Below are 22,183 nucleotides of genomic sequence, written 5' to 3'. Positions count from 1 at the left end.
CGCCGCGGGCGCTCAGCGCCGGTCCCGCCACAGCCGGCGCCGCGTACGGGGCTGGTCCACCGGCGGCTGCTCCTCGCGCTCCGGTTCCGCCATGCCCAGTTCCGCCGCCAGTTCCCTGCGCTGGGCGGGGTGGAGCCGATGTCCATGGCGATCGACGGCGTACTCCGCGAGCTGCCGCAGTCCCTGTGCCAGCAGTGCGCGCACGAAGTCCCGGTACAGCTCGGAGAACATCCGGGCACCGTCGACGATCGCATGCGCGCAGACCGTCAGCCCTCGGGCCTCCAGTCGGCCGAGGAGGTCGATGACCTCGACGCGGGACCTGGTCCTGGTGACGTCCGCCAAGGCGCTCACAACCCGTTCCTCAAGCCCCACCTCGCACAGGTGGGCCATGGCCACGACCCGCTCGTCCACACTGTGTTCGGCCCCGGTGACCAGGGCGCGGATCGCCTCGGGCGTGGGCTCCTCGACGTCGCCGGGCGGCGGGTCGGCACGCCGACGCACGAGGACCCGCAGGAGCGAACCGTCGAGCGCGGCGTGCGCCGCGTCCAGGGCCGGCAGCCGGCCGCGCGCCGCGTCCGGAGCCGTCTGCACCTGGTGCGTGAGGACCAAGAGGGCTGCGTCGTCCAGGTGTTCGGCGCGCAGGGCGGCCAAGGCGTCGACGAACATCCGGTCACCGAGGCTCAGCCAGGGGGCGAGCACGTCGGCCACGGGCCGTTCGGCCGCGTGCAGGGCGAGCGCCATCTCGGCGAGCCGGGCGAGCGGCAGGTTCAGCACGACGTCCACGATGCGCGCCCGGTCCCGTACCGCAGCCGGACCGTCCAGGAGGACGAGCAGTTCCACCACGTCCTGGTCCGAGCGGGTGGCGGCGTCCCGCAGCAGGCGTTCGGCGTCCAGCGGGCGGCCCATCGAGCGCAGGGCGATGACCAGTTCGGGGGTGCGGGCCACCGGGCGGCGAAGGGCGGCGGTGGTGAACAGCTGCAGCACGGACCCTTCGTGCCCACGGGCGTGCAGCGCCTCGGCGAGCGCGCCGACCCCGTCGACGGAGAGCGCTTCCGCGGCCCGTTCCAGCGTCACGGAGCAGCGGTCGTCCATCCCGGCCGCCCACAGCGCCTCGCACAGCGCGGCCGTCCCCTCGACCGTCGTGAACGCGTCGACGGCGGCGTGCAGCAGCCCGCCGGCGTCGGCGCGGTGGCCGCTCTCCTCCATGACCTGGAGCACCCGCACCAGTTCCTCGGGGCTGAGGGTCACCAGGACGGCCGGCTGGCGGTAGAGGTCCAGGGCTTCGGTGACGCGCTCGATGGCCACCAGCGCCTGTGCCAGACGAACCGTCTCGCGCGGCGAGGACGTCGACGCGGCGGCGAGTACCCGTTGGGCCTCCTCGTCCAGTTGGGCCGACCACAGCGCGCCGGCGAGGCCGAGGATCTTCTCCGTGGTGTGCAGTCGGTCGACGGCCACCGCCAGCACGGCGTCCACGTCCTGCTTGCGGCCCGCCGCCCGCAGGGCGCGGAGCGTGCCCGCGACGTCCTCGGGCGCCCGGCGGGCGATCGCGCGCCGCAGCCGTGTCGCGTCGTCGCCGTCGTCGTCGCCGTCGTCGCCGTCGTCGCCGTCGTCCAGGGCGTGCAGCGCGCTGAGGGCGGCGGCGAGGTCGTCCGGGGTCCGCTGCGCGGCGGCGGTGGTCAGCACCGTGTCCGCCTCGTCCGTACGCCCCTGTTCCCGCAGCATCCACACCAGCGTCGCCACCTCCTGCGCCGGGCGGGTCGCGGCGGCCAGTTCCAGCAGTTCGGCGGCGGCGTCGGCGTCCGTCTGCCGCAGTCGGGCGGCGTGTTCGGCGAGCGCCCGGGGCTGGGCGCGCAGGGCGTCCCGCAACCGCTCGGGCACGGTCGTCGCGTGCCGTGACGGCCCGGCCGCGCGGCGCGGGTCGTCGGTCAGTCCGTGCCGGTTGCGGACGAAGGCGAGGGAGCGGCCCGTGTTGCTCAGGCGCTGCTGCGGCAGGGGGAGGCCCTTGGCGCGCAGTTCGCCGAGCAGGTGGTCGTAGAGGGCGGGCGCGCCGATCAGGGGGCCCGCGCCGGGCACGCCCCGGTCGAGCAGTCGGATGAGTTCGCCGGTGAAGGCGGTGTGCCGCTCGCCCGGGGGCGACAGGGCCTGGCGGTTGGCCGCGCAGGCGGTGAGCAGATAGCTGCCGGCGATCCGGGTCTGCTCGGCGACGGTCACCCCTCGGCTCTCCCCCACGCCGTCGGGCCCGCCCATGCCGCCGGCCATCGCCACCCCGCCGTAGCAGCAGTCGAGGATGACGACCTTGTTCACCTTCCGGCCGGCTTCCAGCACCTCCCGGCGCACGGCGTCGAAGTCGACGCAGGTGTAGGGGCGTTCGGGGTCGGTCGACGACAGGGCGAGCAGCAGGCCGTCGACGTCCGGGGCGCGCAGTCCGTGGCCCGCGTAGTAGACGACCAGGGTGTCCGTGGCCCGCTGGGCTCCTTCGCGCACGGCGTCCAGGAACTCCCGGGACGTGGCGGGGTCGACGAGTCGGGTGCAGCGCTCGGGCGGCAGGCCCCACACGCTGGGGTCTTCGAGGAGCCGTCCGAGGCCGTCGAGGTTCTGCGCCACCGCGGGCAGGTCCTCAAGGGTGGGCGCGGAGTAGGCGGCGGTGCCGATGAGGACGGCGTACGAGCCCTGGGGGTCGGCGAGTTCCATCGTCAGGACGCCCCGGGGGTGGATCCGTCGGGTCTCGGTGCCGGCGGGTCCGACGGTGCGGGGGGCGCGGGCAGAGGCTCGGCCGGGGGCGTGGGCGGGAGCGTCGGCGGGGCGGACAGGACGTCGACGAGTCTGCGGACCGCCTCGTCCGAGCCGCCGTCCACGGTCACGGTCAGCCCGTCGGACGGCCGGGTGAAGGTGAGGACGGCCCGGCTGCGGCGGGCGGCGCGCCAACCGACGTACGCCAGGGCGAGGTTGGCCGCCCCTAAGGAGTGGGTGAGGACGACGTTGACGACGTCCAGGCCGCCGCTCATGGCGCCGGGCACCGGCACGGCGGCGAGGCTCACCTCGCCTGGCAGGTCCTCGTCGTCCCTGAGCCAGCGGAAGAGGTCCCGGAGCGCGGGGCCTTCCTCAGGGTCGGACACCTCGATCGTCAGCAGCATCCCCACGCCCCCTGCGCCCTTCTGGCGCCGCCCGCACGGCCGCCGGTACCGAGCCTGTCACACCGGCTCCCGGCGCGCGGGCGCATCGCGCCGATTGCGCGGCGACGTGCCGCCGTGGTGGTGGTCGAGCGGGGCGTGGGGGTCGCCCGTCACCGGGGTGTGGTCGACGTGGACGGTGGCCGCGGTCAGTCGGGGCACGGCGTGGATGAGGGCGTGTTCGGCGGCCACGGCGAGTGCGTGCGCCCGTACGACGGTCAGGTGCGGGTCGACGACGACGTCGACTTCGCCGCGCAGCCCGTGGCCGACCCAGCGCAGCCGGACGCGCCCCACGTCCCGGATGCCGGTGACGGAGCGCAGGGCCTGCTCGGCGTCGGCGACCAGGCGCGGGTCGACGCGGTCCATCAGCCGGTGGAACACCTCGCGGGCGGCGTCCCGCAGCACGAACAGGATCGCCAGGGTGATCAGCAGGCCGACGACGGGGTCGGCCCAGCGCCAGCCGAGGGCGGCGCCGCCAGCGCCGAGCAGGACGGCGAGGGAGGTGAAGCCGTCGGAGCGGGCGTGCAGTCCGTCGGCGACCAGTGCGGCCGAGCCGATCCGGCGTCCGGTGCGGATGCGGTAGCGGGCCACCCACTCGTTGCCCACGAAGCCGATCAGGGCCGCGGCGGCGACCGCCGGGAGGTGGCTGACGTCCCCGGGGTCGAGCAGCCGGTCGAGCGCCTGCACGGCGGCGAGCGCCGCGGACGCCGCGATCACCAGCACGATCACGACGCCCGCGACGTCTTCGGCGCGGCCGTAGCCGTAGGTGTGGCTGCGGGTGGCCGCCCGGCGCCCCAGGACGAAGGCGACGCCGAGCGGGACCGCGGTCAGGGCGTCGGCGGCGTTGTGGACGGTGTCGCCCAAGAGGGCGACCGAGCCGGACAGCGCGACGACGACCGCCTGGAGCGCGGCCGTCGCCCCGAGGACGGCGAGGGAGAGCCACAGGGTGCGCAGGCCCTCACGCGAGGTCTCCATGGCGGGGTCGACGCGGTCGGCCGTGGTGTGGCCGTGCGGCGCGAGGAGATGCGCCAGCCGGTGTCGCGTCCGATGGTGGTGTGCCGGGCTGCGAGGGGCTGCCATGGGACCACCATGGCAGGTGATTCCCATTGCAGCTACTGCCGTCCTACCATGGCTGACCAGGTGCGATGCGGTTGCAGTTGCCTGTGGCTCGTCAGCTGGCGGCGGTCAGCACGATGCGGCGCTGCTCCTCGCGGTGTTCGCGCAGGCTGGCGCGCAGTTCGTCGAGGTCGTCGGGGCGGCCCTCGTCGAGGGTGGCGAACACGGGGTGGAGTTCGACCAGGCTGCGGGCGGCGTTCGCGCCGGCGAACAGCAGCAGCTGCTCGGGGTCCGCGTCGGGAAGCGACCGCACGTCGCGGTAGCCGGTGAGGAAGACGTCGAGCAGTTCGGCGTGCGCGGAGGCGGGCCGGCCGTGGTCGGTCAGGTCGCGTACGGCGTGCGCGACGTCGGCGGCGTACCAGGACAGGGCCGCCTCGTCGAAGTCGAAGGCGGTGGGGGTCTCGCCCTGCCAGGCGAGGTTGTCGAGTTCGAAGTCGCCGTGCACGACGCCGTAGTGCGCGGGGTCGCGCGGCAGGCCGGCGAGCCGGGCGGCGAGCCGTTCGACGGCGGCGGTCAGGTCACGGTCGTCGGCGAAGAGCGCAGCGGCCCGGCCGATGTCGTCCAGTGCGTGCCCGAGGCCGTCGCCGAGGTCGGCGGCGGACTCGTGGGTACGGGCGAGCAGGGCGCCCCAGGCGAGGGCCTGTGCGGCGGTGAGGTCGTCGAGTTCGACCTCGTCGCCGGGGGCGCCCTCAAGGCACATGGCGCGCACGGTGCCGAGCGGGGTGTCCACCGGCTCCACGAGTCGATCGGCGGCGGAGCGGACGAGGGGGGCGATGGCGAGCCCCCGGCCGTGGAGGCGGTCCATGAGTGCGGCGACGGTTTCGAAGCGGTGGAAGGCGGCGTGGCGTTCGGGGACGAAGCGCAGATAGCGTTCCGCGTCGGGCTCGGGGGCGTCCGGGACGACGAAGACGTGGGAGGCGCTGGATCGCCACCAGCGGGCGGCGCCGGGCTCGTGGCCCCAGTGGGCGGCGACGGCGTCGGCCACCGGCGAGCGCCACTCCTCGTCAACCAGTCGGGCAAGTCCGCTTATTTCGGTGAGTTGCATCATGGCTTCCCACCCTTCAGCCCCGTCCCGGGCCGCCGCAACGTCTTTTCGGCGGCCCGGGGGCGAAGGCGGTGTGCGGGTCAGCCGGCGGCGAGGGCGCGGGCCTCCGCGGCGATCAGCGCGGCGCGGGCGGCGGGCACGCCCCGGCCGGACTGGTTCTCGGCCCAGCGGGCGAGTTGGGTGTGGTGTCCGTGGCCCAGCATCGTCGTCATGGTGGCGACGCGGTTGGCGTCGGCGCCGGAGGTGAGCACCAGGTGGGCGAGGCCGGTGCGGCTCGCGCGGACGGTGAAGGTGGCGTCGGCTGTGGTGGTGCCGCCGGGCCCGGTGGCGGTGGCTCGCAGGCGGTGTTCACCGGCGGCGAGGGAGGTGAGGTCCAGGGGCTTGCCGACGGGTACGGGGGCGCCGTCCACCGTGAGGGTGACCTTCTCGGCGCCGGTGGACTGGACGGCGGCGACGGGTGCCTGGGCGCGGTCGAGGCGGGCGCCCGGCGCGGGCGAGGTGATCTCGACCCCGGGCGCGGCCGGCCGGTTCTGGAGGTACGCGGCGTTCCACCCGGTCAGCTCGGCGGGCCGGTTGGTGATGATGCCGTCGACGCCGGTCTTCTCCAGGGCCCGCCAGCGCTCGGGGCTGTCGACCGTCCAGACCCACACGGCCACGCCCGCGGCGTGCAGGTCGGCCACGATGCCGGGGCGCTGGCGCAGCGCGTCGTCGGAGGGGTTGTAGGAGGCGAGTCCCAGTTCGCGGGCGAGGGCGACCGGGTCGGCGTCGAGGCTGCCGCGCAGCAGGCCCAGCGGGAGCTCCGGGGCCAGTTCGCGGACGTGCTTCAGGGTCTCGACGTCGAAGCTCTGCACGAAGACCCGGTCGGCCATCTTGCGCTCGCGCACGGCGGCGACGACGGCGGCGACCTCGTCCCGGGTGTGCCGGCCCTTGATCTCCAGCAGCATGTCGCCGCCGCGGGTGCGCAGGTCGTCCAGTTGCGCGACGAGGGTGGGGACCCGGGCCCCGGCGTAGGCGGGGGCGAACCACGACCCGGCGTCCAGGCGGTCGAGTTGGGCCGCGGTCAACTGGCGGATCGCGCCGGTGCCGTCGGTGGTGCGGTCGACCGTGGTGTCGTGCAGGACGTACGGAACGCCGTCCTTGCTCGGCTGGACGTCGTTCTCGATGTACTCGGCGCCGCCGCGGCGGGCCGCCTCGTCGGATACGAGGGTGTTCTCGGGGGCCGCGGACGAGGCGCCGCGGTGGGCGATCACGGTCAGCGGGGAGCCTTCGGGGCGCAGATAGCCGCGGCCGGGGAGTTCGGTGACCTTGAGGTCGTCGAAGGAGACGGTGGCGCCGTTGACGACGAGGGCTTCCACGCCCTTCTCGGAGCGGGCGAGGCGGGTGGTGCGCAGCGCTTCCTTGCCGTCGAAGAACCAGCGGGCCTTGGTGCCGTGGACCTCGACGGCGAGTCGGACGTCCCGGCCGGTGCCGGCGGCCGTGGGTGCGGCGGCGGTGTCGGTGACGTTCCAGGCGCCGGCGGCGGTGCGCTCGGCGAACTCCAGGCCGTTGCCGGCGGTGCTGTTGCTGCGCACGGTGGCGATGGACCACGGCACGGCGCCGTCGGCGGGCACGTCGAGGCCGAGTGCGGCCCAGCGGGCGGAGTCCCTTACGGACTCGAAGCGGGCGGTGACCTCGATGCGGAAGTTGTCGAGGTGTTCCCCGAAGGTGATCCTGCTCTGCTGGCCGGAGTCGGCGGATGTGCCGTGCAGCCGGCCGTCCTTCACCTGCCAGGCGCCCTCGACCGCGCGGAAGCCGGCGGGCAGGGAGGTGCCGGAGAAGTCGGTGGAGAGCACGACCCGGGCGGCGGCGGTGGCCGTGGCGGGCGTCGCGGACGTGGGCGCGGCGGTCGACAGGGAGACGACGGCGGCGGTGGCCAGCAGCAGGGACGGGGTGCGCCGCGCGCGGCGGGCGCCCGACGGGCGACGGGAGCGCAACGGGAGGCGGGTGCGCGATGTGAGGCGGGTTCTGAGCGACATGGCCGGCACCCTACGGAATGCACGGGAACGCGTGTGTACCGCGAAACGAATGTGCGCCGGCGCGGTCGTGGCCGGGTGTCGACGCCGCGGTGAACGAGGGCGCGGAGAAAGGCGCGTACCAGGTACGGGGAGGCACGGGGCAGCGGGCGAGGGAGGGGCCCGGGGCCGGCGCTCGCGCCTTCCCCGGGCCCCGGGCCCCTCCTTCACCAGACCGGTGCGGACGTCACACCAGAGAGGCCGTCACGTACCGTTTGCCGGCGTCGTTCTCGACGAACACCTCCTTGACGTCCTTGCCCGCGACGGCCGCCGAGCCGTCGAGGTTGGCGCCCTTCTCCTTGTTGCCGACCACCCAACTGCCCGCGACCTCGCGTTTGCCGTCCTTGGATACGACCACCAGCCGGCACAGCTCACCGGCGGGGATGCCGCTGACCGCCGCGTTCACCCGGACCCAGTCGGAGGTCGGGGTCATCCGCACCGCCATCCGGGCGCCGGTGGCGGTGTCGGTGCCCGAGCCGAACTTGGTCTCCGGCACCACGGGCGGCGCGGAGATCGTCGGCGGCTTGGGCACCGCCTCCGTCTCGCCCTCGTCCGCGGTGGTGCGCCCGACGAGGAAGCCCGCGCCCAACACGGCCGCGGCGACGGCGGACGCGGCCACCGCGAGCATCACCCTGCGCCGGCCGTCGGACCGCGAGCGCTCGGCGTGCACCTGGCGCAGGGTCCGTCGGAGCATCAGGTCACCGCCCTGCGGCGGCCCGTCGAGGAAGGCTTCCGGTGGCACTTCGCCGAGGGTCGCCTCCAGGTCCCTCAGGGCTTCGAGTTCCACACGGCACCCCTCGCACTCGGCCACGTGGCCTTCGATCCTGCGCTGTTCCTCCTCGTCGAGGGCGCCGAGCACATAGGCGCCGAGCAGTTCGCCGTCATGCTGCTGGATGCTCATGCCACTGCCTCCTTCAACACGACCAGCCGACCGGTTCTCGGTTTCTCCCCGTACTGCTCTCTCAGGGCCTTCAGCGCATAGTGTGACCGGGATTTGACCGTCCCGGCGGGAATTCCGAGGACCTTCGCCGCCTCGGTGACGGTGCGTCCCTGGAAGTAGATCTCCACCAGCACGTCCCGGTGGTCCGGGGACAGCTTGTCCAGGGCCTCCATCACCACCATGGAGTCGACCACCGCCTCGGCGTGGTCGTGCGCCACGGGTCCGCTCGTCGGCGACTCGGCGACCTCGGTGGGTCGCGCCGCCTTCGCCCGGCTGCGGTCCGTGATGATGTTGCGGGCCACGGTGAGCAGCCAACCGCGGACGGAGCCCTTCCCGTTGGTCAGCACCTCCTGGTGCCGCCAGGCCCGGATGAGCGTCTCCTGGACCACGTCCTCCGCGGCGCTGCGGTCCCCCGTCAACCGTTGCGCGTACGCGAGCAGGGCTCTGCCGTGTTCCTCGTACAGCGCCCGGACAAGTACCTCATCGCTCGACTTCTGCCGAGTGCGCGACCACAGTGCCGCCATCCACTCACTCCGTCCTTGGCCGGTCCGATGTCTTCAACACGGACGCGGGGCCGGGACGGTTCAGCCGGTGGACGGTCAGGGGCGCGCCGCGCGGCAGTCGCGGCCCTCGTTGAGGCAGTCGGCGACCTCGGCGCGCTGTCGGTCCGACATGACGTTCACGGACATGGCGTGGTCGGTCCTCGGGTCGCGCCGCTGCTCGGGGAAGGAGTCCACCGCGAAGGCGACCTTCTCGGGGAGGTCGTAGGTGAGGGTGATCCTCAGCTCCGGGACGGGGAAGGTGGCGGCCGGGCAGGCGCCGTTGGCGGCGGGGAAGACGATGTGCGCGCGGTGTCCGTCGCTGTCGGGGTGGAGCCCGTTCCAGCAGCTGGGGAAGGAGAACGTACGGGTCAGGTCACTGCCGGCCGGGCAGCGGGGGTACTTGGTGGTGGTGCGGTCGGGGGCGCTGGAGCAGCCCCACCTGGCCCGGACGTGTTCGTCGGTGGTGGTGGCGGCCACCGGGTCGCCGGTGATGGTCCGCAGCCCCGCCGGCTGGGGGACGACCTCGCTGACCGGGCTGCCGTGGTAGGCGATGCGCACCGACGACGGGACGACGATCTGGCCGGTGTTGCCGTGCTTGCCGCCGCCGTGGGCCTCGGCGTCCGAGCCGGCGCGGTCCAGCCGGCGCAGCACGGGCCAGAAGTACGCCGAGCGGTCGTCGCCGCGGCAGGTGGTGGGCGCGGCGGCGAGGCTGGCGTCCGTGGAGCGGGCGTTGGTGGTGGTGTTGCCGACGTACTCGTGGGTGTGGTGGGCGCCGCCGACGAGGCCGGGGGAGGTGACGAGGTTGTCGGTGTTGTAGTGGCCGCGTTCGTTGCGTCCGCACTCCACGGTGTACGTGCCGGTGGAAGCGTCGGGTCCCGGGGGCGGCGCGGCGGGGGGCGCGGGGACGTCGGCGAGGGCGACGTAGGCGCTGTCGGGCGGCGCGCCGTCGGCACCGGCCGGGCGGTTGGCGACGATCGCGGCGACGAGGACTCCGACGCCCAGCGCGAGCACGGTCACGTTCCTCGTCAACTTCTGCTTTGCCGCTCGTAGTTGAATCGCCACTCAGTAAGCGTTTCACCTTCCGTTCGGCTGTTCAACAACTTGTGGTTGAACCTTTCATCCGGCTGATCCGTGTGTCGGACACGACGGGAGCGTCCCGTCGGTTCCGCCGGCTGGAGGGCTGATGGCCGAGATTGACATGCCCGGCACGGAGGTGCAGAGCATGGGTGAGCTCCTGGGTCGGGTGATGGACCTGATCGAGACCCGGTCGGCCGGGTTCGACGCGGTCGCCGTCGGTCCGCCGCTGGCCGCGGCCGGGTCGAACTTCGACGACCGTTGGAACGACGGCCGCTTCCAGCTCAAGCGCGAGTGCAAGACGTTGAAGGACGGGTGCGAGGCGATCGTCAAGGCGTTCGCAGACGCCGACAAGGAGATGGCGTCCGCGCTCAAGGAGGGCGGCAACGGCGGGGCGAAGCAGTGAAGCGCCCGGACGACACCCGCGACACCGAGACCACCCAGACGACCGACGGTTCCACCCACCGAGGAGGGGCGCACGTCCCATGGACGAGCAAGCCGAGCCGCACACCAGCACACCCGCGCACCCGGCCGCCCCGGACCGGGCACCGGACTCCTTCGGCATCGCGATCCCGGAGACCTGGGCGCACTACGACCTCGACGGGGACGGCCTCGTACCGGTCCGCGCCGAGATGCTGCGCCAGGCGCCGAAGAAGGCCGACCGGGACCTGATCAACGCGATGTTCCGCAACGCCCGGCGCATCCTCGCGACGGCCCGGCAGCACGGCGCCCTGTACGCCGCGGGCACCACCACGATGTACGAGGACGGCCTGCTGATGGCCGGGGTGATGATCTTCAGCCTGAGCCCGCCGCCGGGCGAGACGTTCTCCGCCCAGGAGTTGGCCCGGCAGTTCTCCACCACGGGGCGCCGCCGCAAGCACAGCGGGGTGGAGCGCCGGTTCACCACGGTCGAGTTGCCACGCATCGGCCGGGTCGGGCGGCTGACGGGCGTGGAGCAGAGCGACGTGGCGCACGGTGTGTCGTCCAAGATGCTGGTGATGCACACGGTGGTGCCGGTGCCCGGCTCCCGGCGCGTGCTGGTCATCACGTGCTACAGCCCCAATCTGCCGCTGGCCGACCAGTTGAACGAGGTGTTCTCCGCGATCACCGGCACGTTCTCCTTCGAGTACGCGCCGCAGGGCGAGCCCGCCGCCGTCGGCGCCGGCACCTGACGGGGTCGCAGAAGGGCCCGGACCGTGGAGACGGTCCGGGCCCTTCGTGGTGCCGGCGCGGTGTCAGGCGGTGAGCGCCGCGCCGTAGTTCTGTGCCGTCGGGGCCGGCCTGGGCACCCGGACGGTCCGGTAGCGGCCGTCCCCGAGGTGCACGTGGGCCCGGCCCGGCTCGCTGTCCGCGCCCAGGATGCCGTGCGGCACCCGCAGCCCCACGATCTCGCCGTCCGTGACCGAGCGCGGGGCGAGCAGTGCGCCGCACCGGTTGCGCCGCATCGTGGACGGCCAGCCGGGCAGCCCGCTGAGCAGCGCCTCGTTGTTGCCGGCCACGACCAGTCCCCAGCCGTCGCCGGCGCTGCCGCGCGCCAGGGCGAACAGGTCGCCGTCGAGTTCGGAGTTCACCATCACCTCTCCGTCGTCGACGATCACCGCACCGGCCGGGCTGTCGACCCGGCCGAGGGCCGCCCGGAAGTCGGTGACGGCGAGGTCGGCGTCGCCGAAGACCTCGACCACCCCCTCCTCGTGCGCCAGCGCGCGCAGCGGCGACGCGAGCGGCGCGACCACGACGACCTTGGTGCCCTGGGCGAGCAGGGAGCGCGCCATGGTGAGTGCGACCGTGCTGCGCCCGGACCGGGGCGGCCCGGCGATCAGGAAGGACGGCACCCGCGACAGGTCCGTGCCGACCGCGGCGAGTTCGTCGCCGCCGACGCCGACCATCGCCCACAGCGGCGACGTCCGGGGCGGCCGGCTCTGCCACGCCTCGGCGAAGTCCATCTCGTCGGGCAGCACGTCCACCCGGAAGGGGCGGAGGTCGGCGGGCACGTGCCGGTCCCGCTCCCGCACCCGTTCGGCGAGCGCGGTCAGCGCCTCCGCCTGGGCCGGGCCGGAGGGGTCGGCGGCGATCAGCGCGATCTGGGCGCTGCGGCCGGTGCGCACCTCGACGGCGCGACCGGGCGGCAGGTTCTCCGGGACGGTCCGCGGGGACAGGCCCACCATCGAGTAGTCGCTGCGCTCGTTGAACCGGGTCACCAGCTTGTCCTCGGTGCTGGAGGAGAACCGGCCCTGCGTCAGCACCCGGTCGCCGGTGGCCACCACGTGGACGCCGGCGCTGGCGCCCTCGCGCAACAGCGCCACCAGCGCGTCCATGACGCTGCCCTGGTCGTACTGGCCGAAGTCCCGTTCGAACGCCTCGAAGCGGTCGATCAGCACGACGAGGTGCGGCGGGCGCTCGTCCTCGGGCAGCTGCCGGCGCAGTTCGGTGAGGTCGGACGCGCCGGCCCGGCCGAGCAGGACGCGGCGTCTCGCGGCCTCCTTGGCGAGCCGGTCCAGCAGCCGGCCCACGCGCTCGATCTGGGTGCGGTCCACGACGGCGCCGCAGTGCGGCAGCCGGCTCAGCACCGTGAGGGCGCCGTTGCCGCAGTCCAGCCCGTAGAGGTGGACGTCGGCGGTGCTGTGGGTGTCCGCGATGGCGGAGGCCAGCGTCCGCAGGGTCTGGGACCTGCCGCCGCGGGGCGAGCCGATGAGGTGCAGATGGCCCATGGAGTCCAGGTCGAAGGCGAGCGGGCGGCGGATCTGCTCGTCCGGCAGGTCGAGCAGTCCGTACGCGACGGGGGCGAGGGCGCTCGGCACCGCGGCGCCGAGGTCCACGGTCGCCTCGGGGGCGTCCGCGGCGGGCTCCGGGAGCGCCGCGGCGATCTCGTCCAGGGTCAGCAGCTCGGGCAGCGGCGGCAGCCAGGGGCGGCGCGGCGGGTCGACACCGAGTTGCTCGGACGCCTCCCGTACCGCCGTGACCAGCACCGCGAGGTCGGTGATGGGCTGCACGGCGGTCGGCTCCGCCGCCGTCGTGCGCCGCGGCGGCGGGTCGCCCAAAAGCTCCCAGTGGACCTCGGTGAGCGTGGGCGCGGGGCGTTCGGTGCGCTGGGTCGCCTTCTGGGCACGCCGGCCGCCGATGCGTCCGGTCTGGAAGGGCAGCAGGGCGGCGTGTCCCAGGCGCGCGTAGGCGCGGCCGGGGGTGCGCGGCGACAGTTCGCCGGCGTCGGGGCTGTCGATGATGTCGCGGCTCTCGCTGACGTCGGTGGTGCGCAGCGCGATCCGCAAGTTGGTGTTGGCGCGGATGTCGGCGGTGACGGCGCCGGACGGCCGCTGGGTGGCGAGGATCAGATGGATGCCCAGCGAGCGTCCGCGCTGGGCGATGTTGACGAGCCCGGAGACGAAGTCGGGCAGTTCGCGCACCATGGAGGCGAACTCGTCGATGACGAGGACGAGTCGGGGCAGCGGATCGAGCCCGGCACCGCTGGCCGTCTTGGCTGCTTTGTCCATGTAGTCGTCGATGTCCTTGGCGCCGGCGTCGGCGAGGATCCGCTCGCGCCGCTTGAGCTCCGCGCCGAGGGAGACCAGGGCGCGCTCCACGAGGTGGGTGTCGAGGTCGGTGACCATGCCGACGGTGTGCGGCAGCAGTTCGCACTCGGCGAAGGCGCTGCCGCCCTTGTAGTCGACGAGGACGAAGTTCAGCTCGTCGGGCCGGTTGGCGACGGCGAGGGAGGCGACCAGGCTCTGGAGGAGTTCGGACTTGCCGGAGCCGGTGGTCCCGGCGATCAGCGCGTGCGGGCCGTCCGCGGCGAGGTCGACGGCGAAGGGGCCGTCGACGCCTTCGCCGAGCACGGCCCGGGTGGTGCGTCCGCCCAGGGTCCAGCCCGCGGCGACCGCGTCCGCCGTCGGCGGCTCCAGGCCGAGGACGTCCAGGAGCCGGGCGGAGGACGGCAGCAGGGTCTCCTCCGCGTCGTCGCCGACGTCCCGTACGGGGGCGAGGGCCCGGGCGACGCCGACGGCCCAGCCGCGGTCGGGGGCGTCCATCAGCACGCCCGCGACGGGGTCGGCGGAGTCCTGCTCGACGCGTAGCCCCTGGGCGGTGGCGACGGCGACGGCCTGGCACTCCTCGGGCAGCATCCGGGCCTCGTCGTCGATGCACAGCGCGTACACGCCGTAGGCGGGGCCTTCGCGCAGCAGCGGGATCACTCCGGGCAGGGAGCGCAGCCTACGGGCCCCGTCGAGGACGACGAGGACGTCGGGTTCGCCGGCGGCGCCGCCGCGCGGTGCCCGGTCGCCGGCGGCCCGCCGGGCGGCGACGACGGCGGTCAGTTCGGCGATCCGGCGCCCCACGGACTCGGCGGTCGGCCCGGCCAGGCTGAAGGTGTCCTCGCCGATGGGGGCGGTGTGCGGCAGCCAGTGCAACCAGGACCAGCGCTCGGCGTCCCCGGCCCGGTCGCGGTTCCCCGACAGTACGCAGATCCGCAGGTCGGAGGGGCTGTGCAGAACGGCGCTCTGGCCCACGAGCCAACGCACCAGCGGGTCGGCCACCGCTCCCCCGGCGACCCCGATGACCCCGGCGGCGCGCAGCGAGACCGCGACCGGGACGGCGTGGGTGGTACGGGTGAGCATCCGGCGGTGCTCGGCCTCGGTGGGGTCCTCCAGCTCCAAGTACGCCGGCCGGTCGGCCACGCCGAGGCGCAGCACCAGGAAGTCGTCGTCCCGCCAGCGCCGTTCCCACAGCCGTTGGCGGGGGCCGGTGGCGATCAGGGTGACGAGGGCGGGGTCGGGGCAGGCGGCGCGCCGGGCGCGCTGTTCGGCGAGGACCGCTTCGGCCACGTCCGCGTCGAGTTCGGTCTTGCGCTGCTCGTACTCCTTCATCTGGTCCTCGTAGTTCTCCTTGCCGCGCCGCTTGTTGGACACCTGGCTGGCGATCGCGATGACCGGGGAGAGCAGGCCGAAGACGAGGAAGCGGATGTTGCCGAAGACGACGACCGCGACGAGCGCCATCGCCAGCGGCGCGAAGATCATCACGAGTTGGAGCGGGTTGCGCGGCGGCTTCGCCGGCGGCATCGGCAGTCGGAACTTGTCCCGCACGGGCGGGGGCAGCAGCCGCGGCGGCCGGTTGTAGTCGAGGCCCGCGCCGTCCTCGGAGGGCTGGAGGGCCGCGTCGGGCCGGGACGGCTCGGCGAGTTCCAGCAGCACGGGACCTGCGGTGAGGATCCCGCCGACGGGGAACGGCGTCCACTCGGGCACGGGTGCGTCGTCGAGTCGTACGCCGTCGGCCGCGGCGCGCACGTTGGCGGTGCCGTCGGCGGCGACCTTGAGGTGCGCCGCGGTCCCGGGCAGCCCCTCGGCGGCCAGGTGCAGGGGGTGGTGCGGATCGGACCCCACGGCGTACTCGCCCGGCGGCAGCCGGAAGACCGCGCCGGCGCCAGTCCCTCCGACGGCCCTGAGTTCGGCCACGCCGTCCGGTTCGGCGCCGGGCAGCGGCAGGGGCCCGCCGATGCCGAGCAGCCCCCCGGGCCGCAGCTCCAACTCGCCGACGGGCCGGTCGTCGGGGAGCCGTTCGGCGCCGCGGTAGAGCGCCGGTCGAGGATGGGACTGCGTGCCGTGCAGGTGGTGGGCGATCTCCGCGGCGAGGTCGCCGGCCGGCACCGCGGGGTCGGTCTCGATCAGGAAGTCCGCGCTCTGTCCCTCTTCGGGGTCGACCGCGGTGACGGTCAGCCGCATGGCGCTCCTCATGCTCGCGTGGGCGGTACGGGGTCGGTCGGGGGCGGGGCCGGGGGCGGGACGCATCGCCCCCCGGGGCGGGCGGCGGTCAGCCGCGCAGGCTGGCGCCGAGGTCGCGGTCGAGCTGGGCGAAGCCGTCGCCGACGCCCTTCATGTACTTGGACACGCCCTGGAGCCCCTGGACGACCGAGTCGTACCCCCTGAAGAAGTCCTCGCAGAAGTCGGTGAAGTCGGTCTTCGCGGAGGGGGTGTTGTAGCCGTCGGCGACCAGGGCGCGCAGTTCGGTCTGGATCGCCTGGAGTTGGGCGATCGCGGTGTCGTACTGGTTCATGGTGTTGGCGGCGGTCTGGTTGAGCTTCTCGTCGTTGACGATGTAGTCGGCCATGGCTGGTCCTTCGGGTGTGGGTGACTGACGGGATGTCGGGTGGGGTGCGCGCCGCGCGGCGGTCTTCGGGCCGTCACCGGGCCGGGTGGGCCCGGTGACGCCTGCGCACTGTGAACACGTGCGGGTGTGCGGTGCGGTTCAGCGGATTCTCAGGACGTCGACGACAGGGCCGGATCCGGGGTCGGATTGAGGTTCTCCGTGTCCTGGTTGTTGTTCAGGTTGCCGATGGTCTTGGTGGGAATGCCGGCGAGTCCGGTCTCCAGTCCGTTGGTCTTGAAGCCGTACTGGTTCTCCAGCTTCTTGTTGGCCAGGCCGTTCGCGAGGCCGTTGCCCGCCTTAACTCCGGCGTTCTCCAGGGCCGTCTGCGGATCGACGCCGAGCTCGTTGATCTGGTATCCGGCGGTGACGAGGTTGCTGATCAGGCCCTTGATGATGTTGGTGGCGGCCTCGTATCCGTAGTCCTGGTACTCGTTCACCGCCGTGGGCGAGCCGGCGTAGGCGTCGTACTCGTGGGAGGCCGAGTGCTGCTCCTTGAAGGAGCCGCCCGGGTCGAGCTCCAGCGTCTTGCCACCGCCGTCGGTGACCTTCACGGCGCCGCTGTCGCCGGCCTTGACGGTGAAGGTGGCCGCGTTGTCGCCGCCGGTGTTGACGGTGCCGCTGACGCCGCTGTTCTTCACGGTGAAGGTGTCGGTCTGGCCTCCCTTGGTGCTCTGGAAGTCGGCGGAGCCGTTGGGGTTCTGGGTGATGGTGATTCCGCTGCCGGCGTCGGTCGTGGTCGCCGTTCCGGTGTTGGTGTTGAAGGTGAGGGTGGTGTTGCCGCCGGTGGGCGGGGTGAAGGTGGGCGGGTTGCCCGCGGTCACCACGCCGCCGTTGCTGAGGGTGATCGTCGCCGGTGGCAGGGGGCCGCCGGCGGTCGGTGCCGGGGGCTGGACGACGCCGGGGCCGACGAGGTTGCCGCCCGGTGTCACGGTGACCTTGTCGTTCGCTCCGCCGGCGGCGCCGGGTACCGAGACCTCGAAGAAGGGCCCGCCGAGGCCCTTCACGTCGAAGGTGTCGCCGTGCACCGTGGACCCGCCGCCCTTGGTGGGGATCTCGACGCTCGGTCCGGCGTTGTCGCTGCCGCCGACGGTGAAGGTGGGCTGGGCCTTGGGCGCCGGGTTGTTGGGGTTGTTCGGTCCGTCGAAGAGGCCGGATTTCTGGCCGGCCGTGCCGGCGTTCTCCACGAAGCCGTCGGAGGTCTTGACGATGGTGGTGTTGCCGGTGTTGACGGTCGTCGGGCCGCCGAAGAACCCGCTGTGCGCGATGCTGCCGCCGTCGCCGAACGCGGGCACGTTGATCTGGCCCTTGCCGTCGCCCGTCACCGTGCTGACGGTGGTGTCGCCCGGCTGGTCGCCCACCGGGTTGCCCGCGGTGTCGACGGTCGCGCCGTCGACCACGTTCCCGGAGGGCTTCAGTTCGACGACGCCGCCGGGGGCGAAGGAGCCGGTCGCCGGGCCGTGGTTGACAGTGACGACCCCGTCGAGGCCGTTCACCTGGGTGGGGTGGTGCACGGTCGTGGTGCCGGGGTCGAAGGTGGGGTCGGAGCCGGGGGTGGTGATGGTGATGCCGCCCTGCCCGTTGTTGAGGGTGTTGCCGCCGCCTTCGAAGGTCGGCACGCCGAGGGCGCCGGTGTTCGGCGGGGTGGTGACCGTGCCGCCGTTGTTGGCGGCCGTGATGGTCGCCTTGCTGGGCGAGTTCTGCACGGTGACCTGGCCGTTGGGGTCGATGCTGTGGCCGATCCCGCTCTTGTCCTGCACGGTGTTGACGGTGGTTCCGTTGTCGCCGCCGGTGAAGGTGGTGGTGAAGCCGTCGTTCTTCACCGTGGTGGTGTTGCCTGCGGAGGCGATGGAGTCCCCGTTGGCATTGGTGATCTTCGCGTCGCCGGGCGTCGTACCGCCGCCGCCTTCGGCGGGCGCGGTGCCGAGCGGACCCACGTCGGCCTGGTCGCCGCCGGGTGCGTTGACGGTGAACGAACCGTCGTTGCCCACGTTGACGGTGGTCGGCGCCGCGCCCTCGCCGGGCGTCGGGGTGATCTGGGCGTTGCCCCCGCCGGGGGTGGTGACCCCGGCCCCGGGGGTGGTGATGCCCCCGGGGGTGACGGTGGAGTTGTTGGTGCCGCCGGCGCCGTCGGGCGTGGCGATGTCGACGGTCGGCTTCCCCGCCGGGTCGGTGCCCGTGGTGACGGTGGCACCGCCGGTGTTGACGGTCTGGGTCTCGTCGATGCTGAAGCCGCCGTCGACGTCCGATGCGGTGGTGTGGTCCGGGGTGTGCACGACCGTGGTGTTGGCGCCGGCGGGTGCCTGGCTGGTGGTCTGCGGGCCGCCCTGCCCCGCGTTCACGGTCGCGGACGCCGCGGGCTTGGTGTTCACGGAGGTCTGTGCGCCGCCGTTGTTCAGCGTCGAGGAGCTGCCGTCGGAGGTGGTGACGGTGACCGGGCCGCCGTTGGCCCCCGGAGCGACCGTGACCGTGGGGTTGCCGCCGCCGGCGACCGTGGTCTGTCCACCGGGGCCGGTGGTGAGGGTGGTGTTGCCCTGTCCGACCGACGTGGTGCCGTCGGGTGCGGTGGTGACGGTGCCGGTCGGGTTGGCCCCGGGGGTGCCGGGCAGCGTGGTGCTCTGTCCGCCCGGCCCGTTCACCGAGGCGAAGGGGCCCGAGGTGACCGTGGTGCTGGCGCTGTTGATGGTCAGCACGGTGCCGTTGCCGGGGTTGACCGTGATGACGGGCGCGCCGGTGCCGTCGAGGCCGATGGACGCGTCGCCGTGCTGAACCGGTTGGGCGGCGGTCGGCTGTGCGGAGTGCGGCCCGGTGGTGATCGCACCGCTGTCGTAGGTCTTGACGGTGAGGACGCCGTCGTTGCCGACGGTCACGTCCAGGCCGTCGGCGGTGACCACGGTCGGTCCGCCGCTCCCCGAGGGCGCGACCTTCGTGGTGCCGGTGTCGGCGGTGCCGTCCGGGGACAGCTTGATGCCGCCGTTGTCGAAGGAGCCGTCGGGCCCGATGGTGAAGGAGGTGCCGTTCGGGCCGGGTGTGCTGAGGGTGTGGCCCTGGGGTCCGAAGGCGACCGTGCCGTTCGGGCCCGCCAGGTTGCCGGTGCCGGGGCCCGTGCCGGTGGTGTTGCCGACGGTGACGGTGCCGGCCGGGTCCACGGTGACCTTCGGGCCGGTGCCGGGGGTGATGTCGAGGGTGCCGGCCGGGCCGTTGAACTGGACCGTGCTCGGGTTGGCCGCGCCGGTGTTCACGGAGAAGCCGTTGCCGTTCAAGGCGGTGCCGACCGGGCTGCCGCTGGTGTTGACCGTGGCCGTGCCGTCCGGGTTGATGACGGTGGTGGTGGCGCCGTCCTGCACGGTGACCGGGTTGGCGCTGCCGGCCGGCGGCAGGGTGACGGTCTGTCCGTTGTCGCCGCCCGTGAAGGTGACCTTGCCGGCCGCGTCGATCCCGATGGGGTTGTTGTCCAGGTTCACCGTGCCCGGGGCGTTGGCGTTCGTCGTGATGGTGTGGTTGCCGCCCACATCCAGCGTGATCGTGCCGTCGCCCTTGTTGACGCCGGCGACGGGCAGCGCGGTGCCGGGCGGGTTCGGGACGTCGAAGACGGAGATGGTGTTGTTCTGGTTGTCGATGGACGCCGTGTCCGTGTTGACGGTGTTGAACTGACCGTTGTTCGAGACCGAGAGGCCGCCGTCGGGGGTGCTGATGCCGCCCTCGTTGAAGATGAACTTCGGCGGGGCCGGCACGTCCGGCTGGGGTCCCTCGGCGTTGTTCTGCTGCGGAACGTTGACCTCGGGGGCGTTGTTCTGCGGAAGGTTGACCTGTGGGGCGTTGACGTCCGGGACGTTGCCTCCGGGGAGGTTTCCGCCGCCCTGGATGACGTCGTTGTTGACGGGCAGGGGGTCCGGGAGGATCAGGTCCGGGTCGTTGAGGTCGACGCCACCAATGTTGCCGATGTCGCCGGCGTTCCCGTTGTTCCCGTTGTTCCCGACGGGGTTGTTGCCGCCGTTGGCATTCGTTCCGTCGGGGACGTTCACGTTCGGCGTGTTGACGTCGGGCGTGTTGACGTCGGGCGCGTTCACGTTCGGCGCGTTCACCGTGCCGTTGTTGCCGCCACCGATGTTGCCACCGCCGGCGTTTCCGCCACCGGGATTTCCGCCGTTGGCGTTCCCGGGCAGGTTCACGTCCACCTCGCCGGGCTGCGCCCCCTCCGCGGGCGCCGGGGGCGGCGGCTTGGGCCCGGCGATCGTCGTGCCGTCCGGCCCCCGGGAGATCTCGCCGAAGGGCCCCGAGGTCGTGAACCCGCCGGGGTTCAACGTCGTGTTGAGCGACGAGCCGCCCTTGACCGGAGTCTCCACCGTGGTGGTGGTGCCGTCGGAGATGACCTTCTCGCCCTTGGGCGACTCGATCGTGTTGACCCCGCCGGTCGTCTCGGAGCTGAAGCCGTCCGGGGTGTCGGTCTTCGTCGAGACCACGGGCGCAGGCGCGGGCTTGTCCTTGGGCGGCTTCTGCCCGCCCGGGTCGATCTTCGTCTCGGTCTTCAGCCCCCCGGGCGTGGTGATGGCGGTCTTGATCGCGCCCGTCTCCGGGTCGGACGACGTCTTGCCCTTGATGCCGTGGAAGCCGGTGTTCTGCGAGAAGCCCACGCCGTCCACGAAGAGGAGGTTCTTGAACGCGAAGTTCCCGTCCGCGCCGACGCCGAAGCTCTTGGTGGAGAACGCCTTGTCGATGTTGCTCTTGAACTTCCCCTTGACGGTGAAGGCGTTCTTGATGTTGTTGGCGAACGTCGTTCCGCCGAAGGCCCCGAGTGCGCCTCCCACCGCGGCCCCGATCGCCCCGCCGATCGCCGCCGCCTTCGCGTCGAAGGCCTTCTTCTCGGCCAGTGCGGTGATGCCCGACGCGGTGAAGCCCAGGGCGAACTCCGTGCCCGCGTCGATGACGATCTTGCCCGCCAGCGCCTTGGCCGGGGTGATCTTGATTCCGGCGATGCCCTTGCCGAGCGGTCCGAAGAACTTCCGGAAGGCGGTGGACCCCTGGAGGATCTTGGCGATGGCCGCCGAGCCCTTGCCCACGCCCGCGCCGGCCTTGGCGAGCAGCGGCGCCAGCTTCGACAGCTTGGCGATGCCCGCACCGATCTTCCCCAGGCCGCCGAGCAGCACGCCGCCCGGCACCAGGGTCAGGATCCCGATGATCAGCTCGCCCACGTCGATCTTGCCCTGGGAGACCATGCGGATGATCGAGAAGGTGAGCAGCGCGGCCCCTAGGAGCAGCCCCACCACCGGCAGGAAGATCGAGATGATGCCGACGAGGATGCCGGCGATGATCTCGATGAAGGGGTTGTCGGCGAGGAAGTCGCCGATCTTCTTCAGGTCGCTGCGCTCCGGGATCGCGTCGCCGGCGGCGTCCCGGAGCGTGACCGAGGCCCGGTTGGAGGCGTCCTCGCGCAGGTTCCGCGCGTCGTTGGCGAGCCCGGTGGCGCGCTGCATCTCCTGCTTGGCCGCATCCACCCGGCCGCGTTCGGCATCGTTCGCCGCGACCTGCTCCGGCGTGGCGTCGGCGGCCGGATCGGCGACCTCGGTCTTCGCCGCGTCCTGGTTGGCGAGCCCGATGTCGATCGCCTGGTCCAAGATGCCCTGGGCGTTCTCCAACTCGCCGGCGTAGTCGTTGTACGCGTCGGAGGCCCGCTGGAAGGAGTTGCGGGTGGACTCCAGCATCCGCGGCACTTCCTTGATGCGCTCCCGCAGGGCGTCCATCGCCTGGCCCTTGCCGTTGCGGATGCGTCCGTCGCCGCGCAGCAGGTCGAACGCCTCACCGGCCTTGTCACCCAGTTCCCGGTAGGTGCCGGAGAGGGTGCGGATGTCCTCGGGGCTCCCTGGGGTGGGGTCCTCGCCGAACCCCAGGATCTCCCATCCCGTGGTGTGTCGTCGCGCCATCTGTCGGCCTCCTGGCTCCTGGTCTGCTCACCGAGCCAGGCACGTACCGGGACCGTCGAGCGGTTCAGCGCGGTCGCCCGGCACCGGTCGTAGGGCTTCCTGCGCACTCCGGTTGAACCGAACCGCGGGCCCCGCGCGTGTGGACCGCGACGCGCGCCGGCGGCGTGCGTGCGCACCTGGCGGAGGAGGAGACAG

Annotated in this window: 13 protein-coding genes; 2 read left to right on the top strand and 11 right to left on the bottom strand. The window is 73.1% G+C overall.

What is annotated here, in order from left to right:
- Positions 1-12: 12 nt before the first annotated feature.
- The 8 genes from ABZ842_RS19190 to ABZ842_RS19155 all read right to left on the bottom strand — a co-directional run bounded on the left by ABZ842_RS19190 (position 13) and on the right by ABZ842_RS19155 (position 9,893).
- Positions 13-2,691 (bottom strand): caspase family protein, encoded by a 2,679-nt coding sequence (locus ABZ842_RS19190; protein WP_361537898.1) that lies wholly within the window; start codon positions 2,689-2,691, stop codon positions 13-15.
- A 2-nt stretch (positions 2,692-2,693) separates the two neighbouring features.
- A complete protein-coding gene (locus ABZ842_RS19185; protein WP_361537897.1) occupies positions 2,694-3,134 on the bottom strand; it encodes a hypothetical protein in 441 nt (146 codons plus the stop codon).
- Between the two features lie 57 nt (positions 3,135-3,191).
- A complete protein-coding gene (locus tag ABZ842_RS19180) occupies positions 3,192-4,250 on the bottom strand; it encodes a cation diffusion facilitator family transporter (protein ID WP_361537896.1) in 1,059 nt (352 codons plus the stop codon).
- A gap of 91 nt (positions 4,251-4,341) precedes the next feature.
- Positions 4,342-5,334 (bottom strand): phosphotransferase, encoded by a 993-nt coding sequence (locus ABZ842_RS19175; RefSeq protein WP_361537895.1) that lies wholly within the window; start codon positions 5,332-5,334, stop codon positions 4,342-4,344.
- Positions 5,335-5,411: 77 nt separating this feature from the next.
- Positions 5,412-7,346, bottom strand: coding sequence for a glycerophosphodiester phosphodiesterase family protein (locus ABZ842_RS19170; RefSeq protein WP_361537894.1), 1,935 nt, complete (start codon positions 7,344-7,346; stop codon positions 5,412-5,414).
- Between the two features lie 223 nt (positions 7,347-7,569).
- Positions 7,570-8,283, bottom strand: a complete 714-nt coding sequence (locus tag ABZ842_RS19165) for a zf-HC2 domain-containing protein (protein WP_361537893.1) — start codon at positions 8,281-8,283, stop codon at positions 7,570-7,572.
- Positions 8,280-8,846, bottom strand: a complete 567-nt coding sequence (locus ABZ842_RS19160; RefSeq protein ID WP_361537892.1) for a sigma-70 family RNA polymerase sigma factor — start codon at positions 8,844-8,846, stop codon at positions 8,280-8,282. Before ABZ842_RS19160 ends, ABZ842_RS19165 begins: the two co-directional genes overlap by 4 nt.
- A 75-nt stretch (positions 8,847-8,921) precedes the next feature.
- Positions 8,922-9,893 carry a DUF1996 domain-containing protein gene (locus ABZ842_RS19155; protein ID WP_361537891.1) on the bottom strand — a complete coding sequence of 324 codons (972 nt, stop codon included), beginning with the start codon at positions 9,891-9,893 and terminating at the stop codon, positions 8,922-8,924.
- A gap of 154 nt (positions 9,894-10,047) precedes the next feature.
- Between ABZ842_RS19155 and ABZ842_RS19150 the strand changes: the two genes are divergently transcribed.
- Positions 10,048-10,344: a hypothetical protein gene (locus ABZ842_RS19150; RefSeq protein ID WP_361537890.1), complete on the top strand. Its 297-nt coding sequence runs from the start codon at positions 10,048-10,050 to the stop codon at positions 10,342-10,344.
- Positions 10,345-10,423: 79 nt separating this feature from the next.
- Positions 10,424-11,110 (top strand): hypothetical protein, encoded by a 687-nt coding sequence (locus ABZ842_RS19145; RefSeq protein WP_361537889.1) that lies wholly within the window; start codon positions 10,424-10,426, stop codon positions 11,108-11,110.
- A 63-nt stretch (positions 11,111-11,173) separates the two neighbouring features.
- Here the strand turns inward: ABZ842_RS19145 and ABZ842_RS19140 are convergent, their stop codons facing one another.
- The 3 genes from ABZ842_RS19140 to ABZ842_RS19130 form a co-directional block, all read right to left on the bottom strand.
- A complete protein-coding gene (locus ABZ842_RS19140) occupies positions 11,174-15,646 on the bottom strand; it encodes an FtsK/SpoIIIE domain-containing protein (protein WP_361537888.1) in 4,473 nt (1,490 codons plus the stop codon).
- Positions 15,647-15,734: 88 nt separating this feature from the next.
- Positions 15,735-16,031, bottom strand: a complete 297-nt coding sequence (locus tag ABZ842_RS19135; protein ID WP_361537887.1) for a WXG100 family type VII secretion target — start codon at positions 16,029-16,031, stop codon at positions 15,735-15,737.
- Between the two features lie 149 nt (positions 16,032-16,180).
- Positions 16,181-21,988, bottom strand: coding sequence for a putative T7SS-secreted protein (locus tag ABZ842_RS19130; RefSeq protein WP_361537886.1), 5,808 nt, complete (start codon positions 21,986-21,988; stop codon positions 16,181-16,183).
- Positions 21,989-22,183: the final 195 nt, after the last annotated feature.

The organism is Streptomyces sp. NPDC047315 (genome assembly GCF_040643215.1).
Taxonomy (GTDB): Bacteria; Actinomycetota; Actinomycetes; order Streptomycetales; family Streptomycetaceae; genus Streptomyces.
Note: the sequence above shows the minus strand (reverse complement) of the source record. Positions and strands in the feature narration are given on the sequence as shown.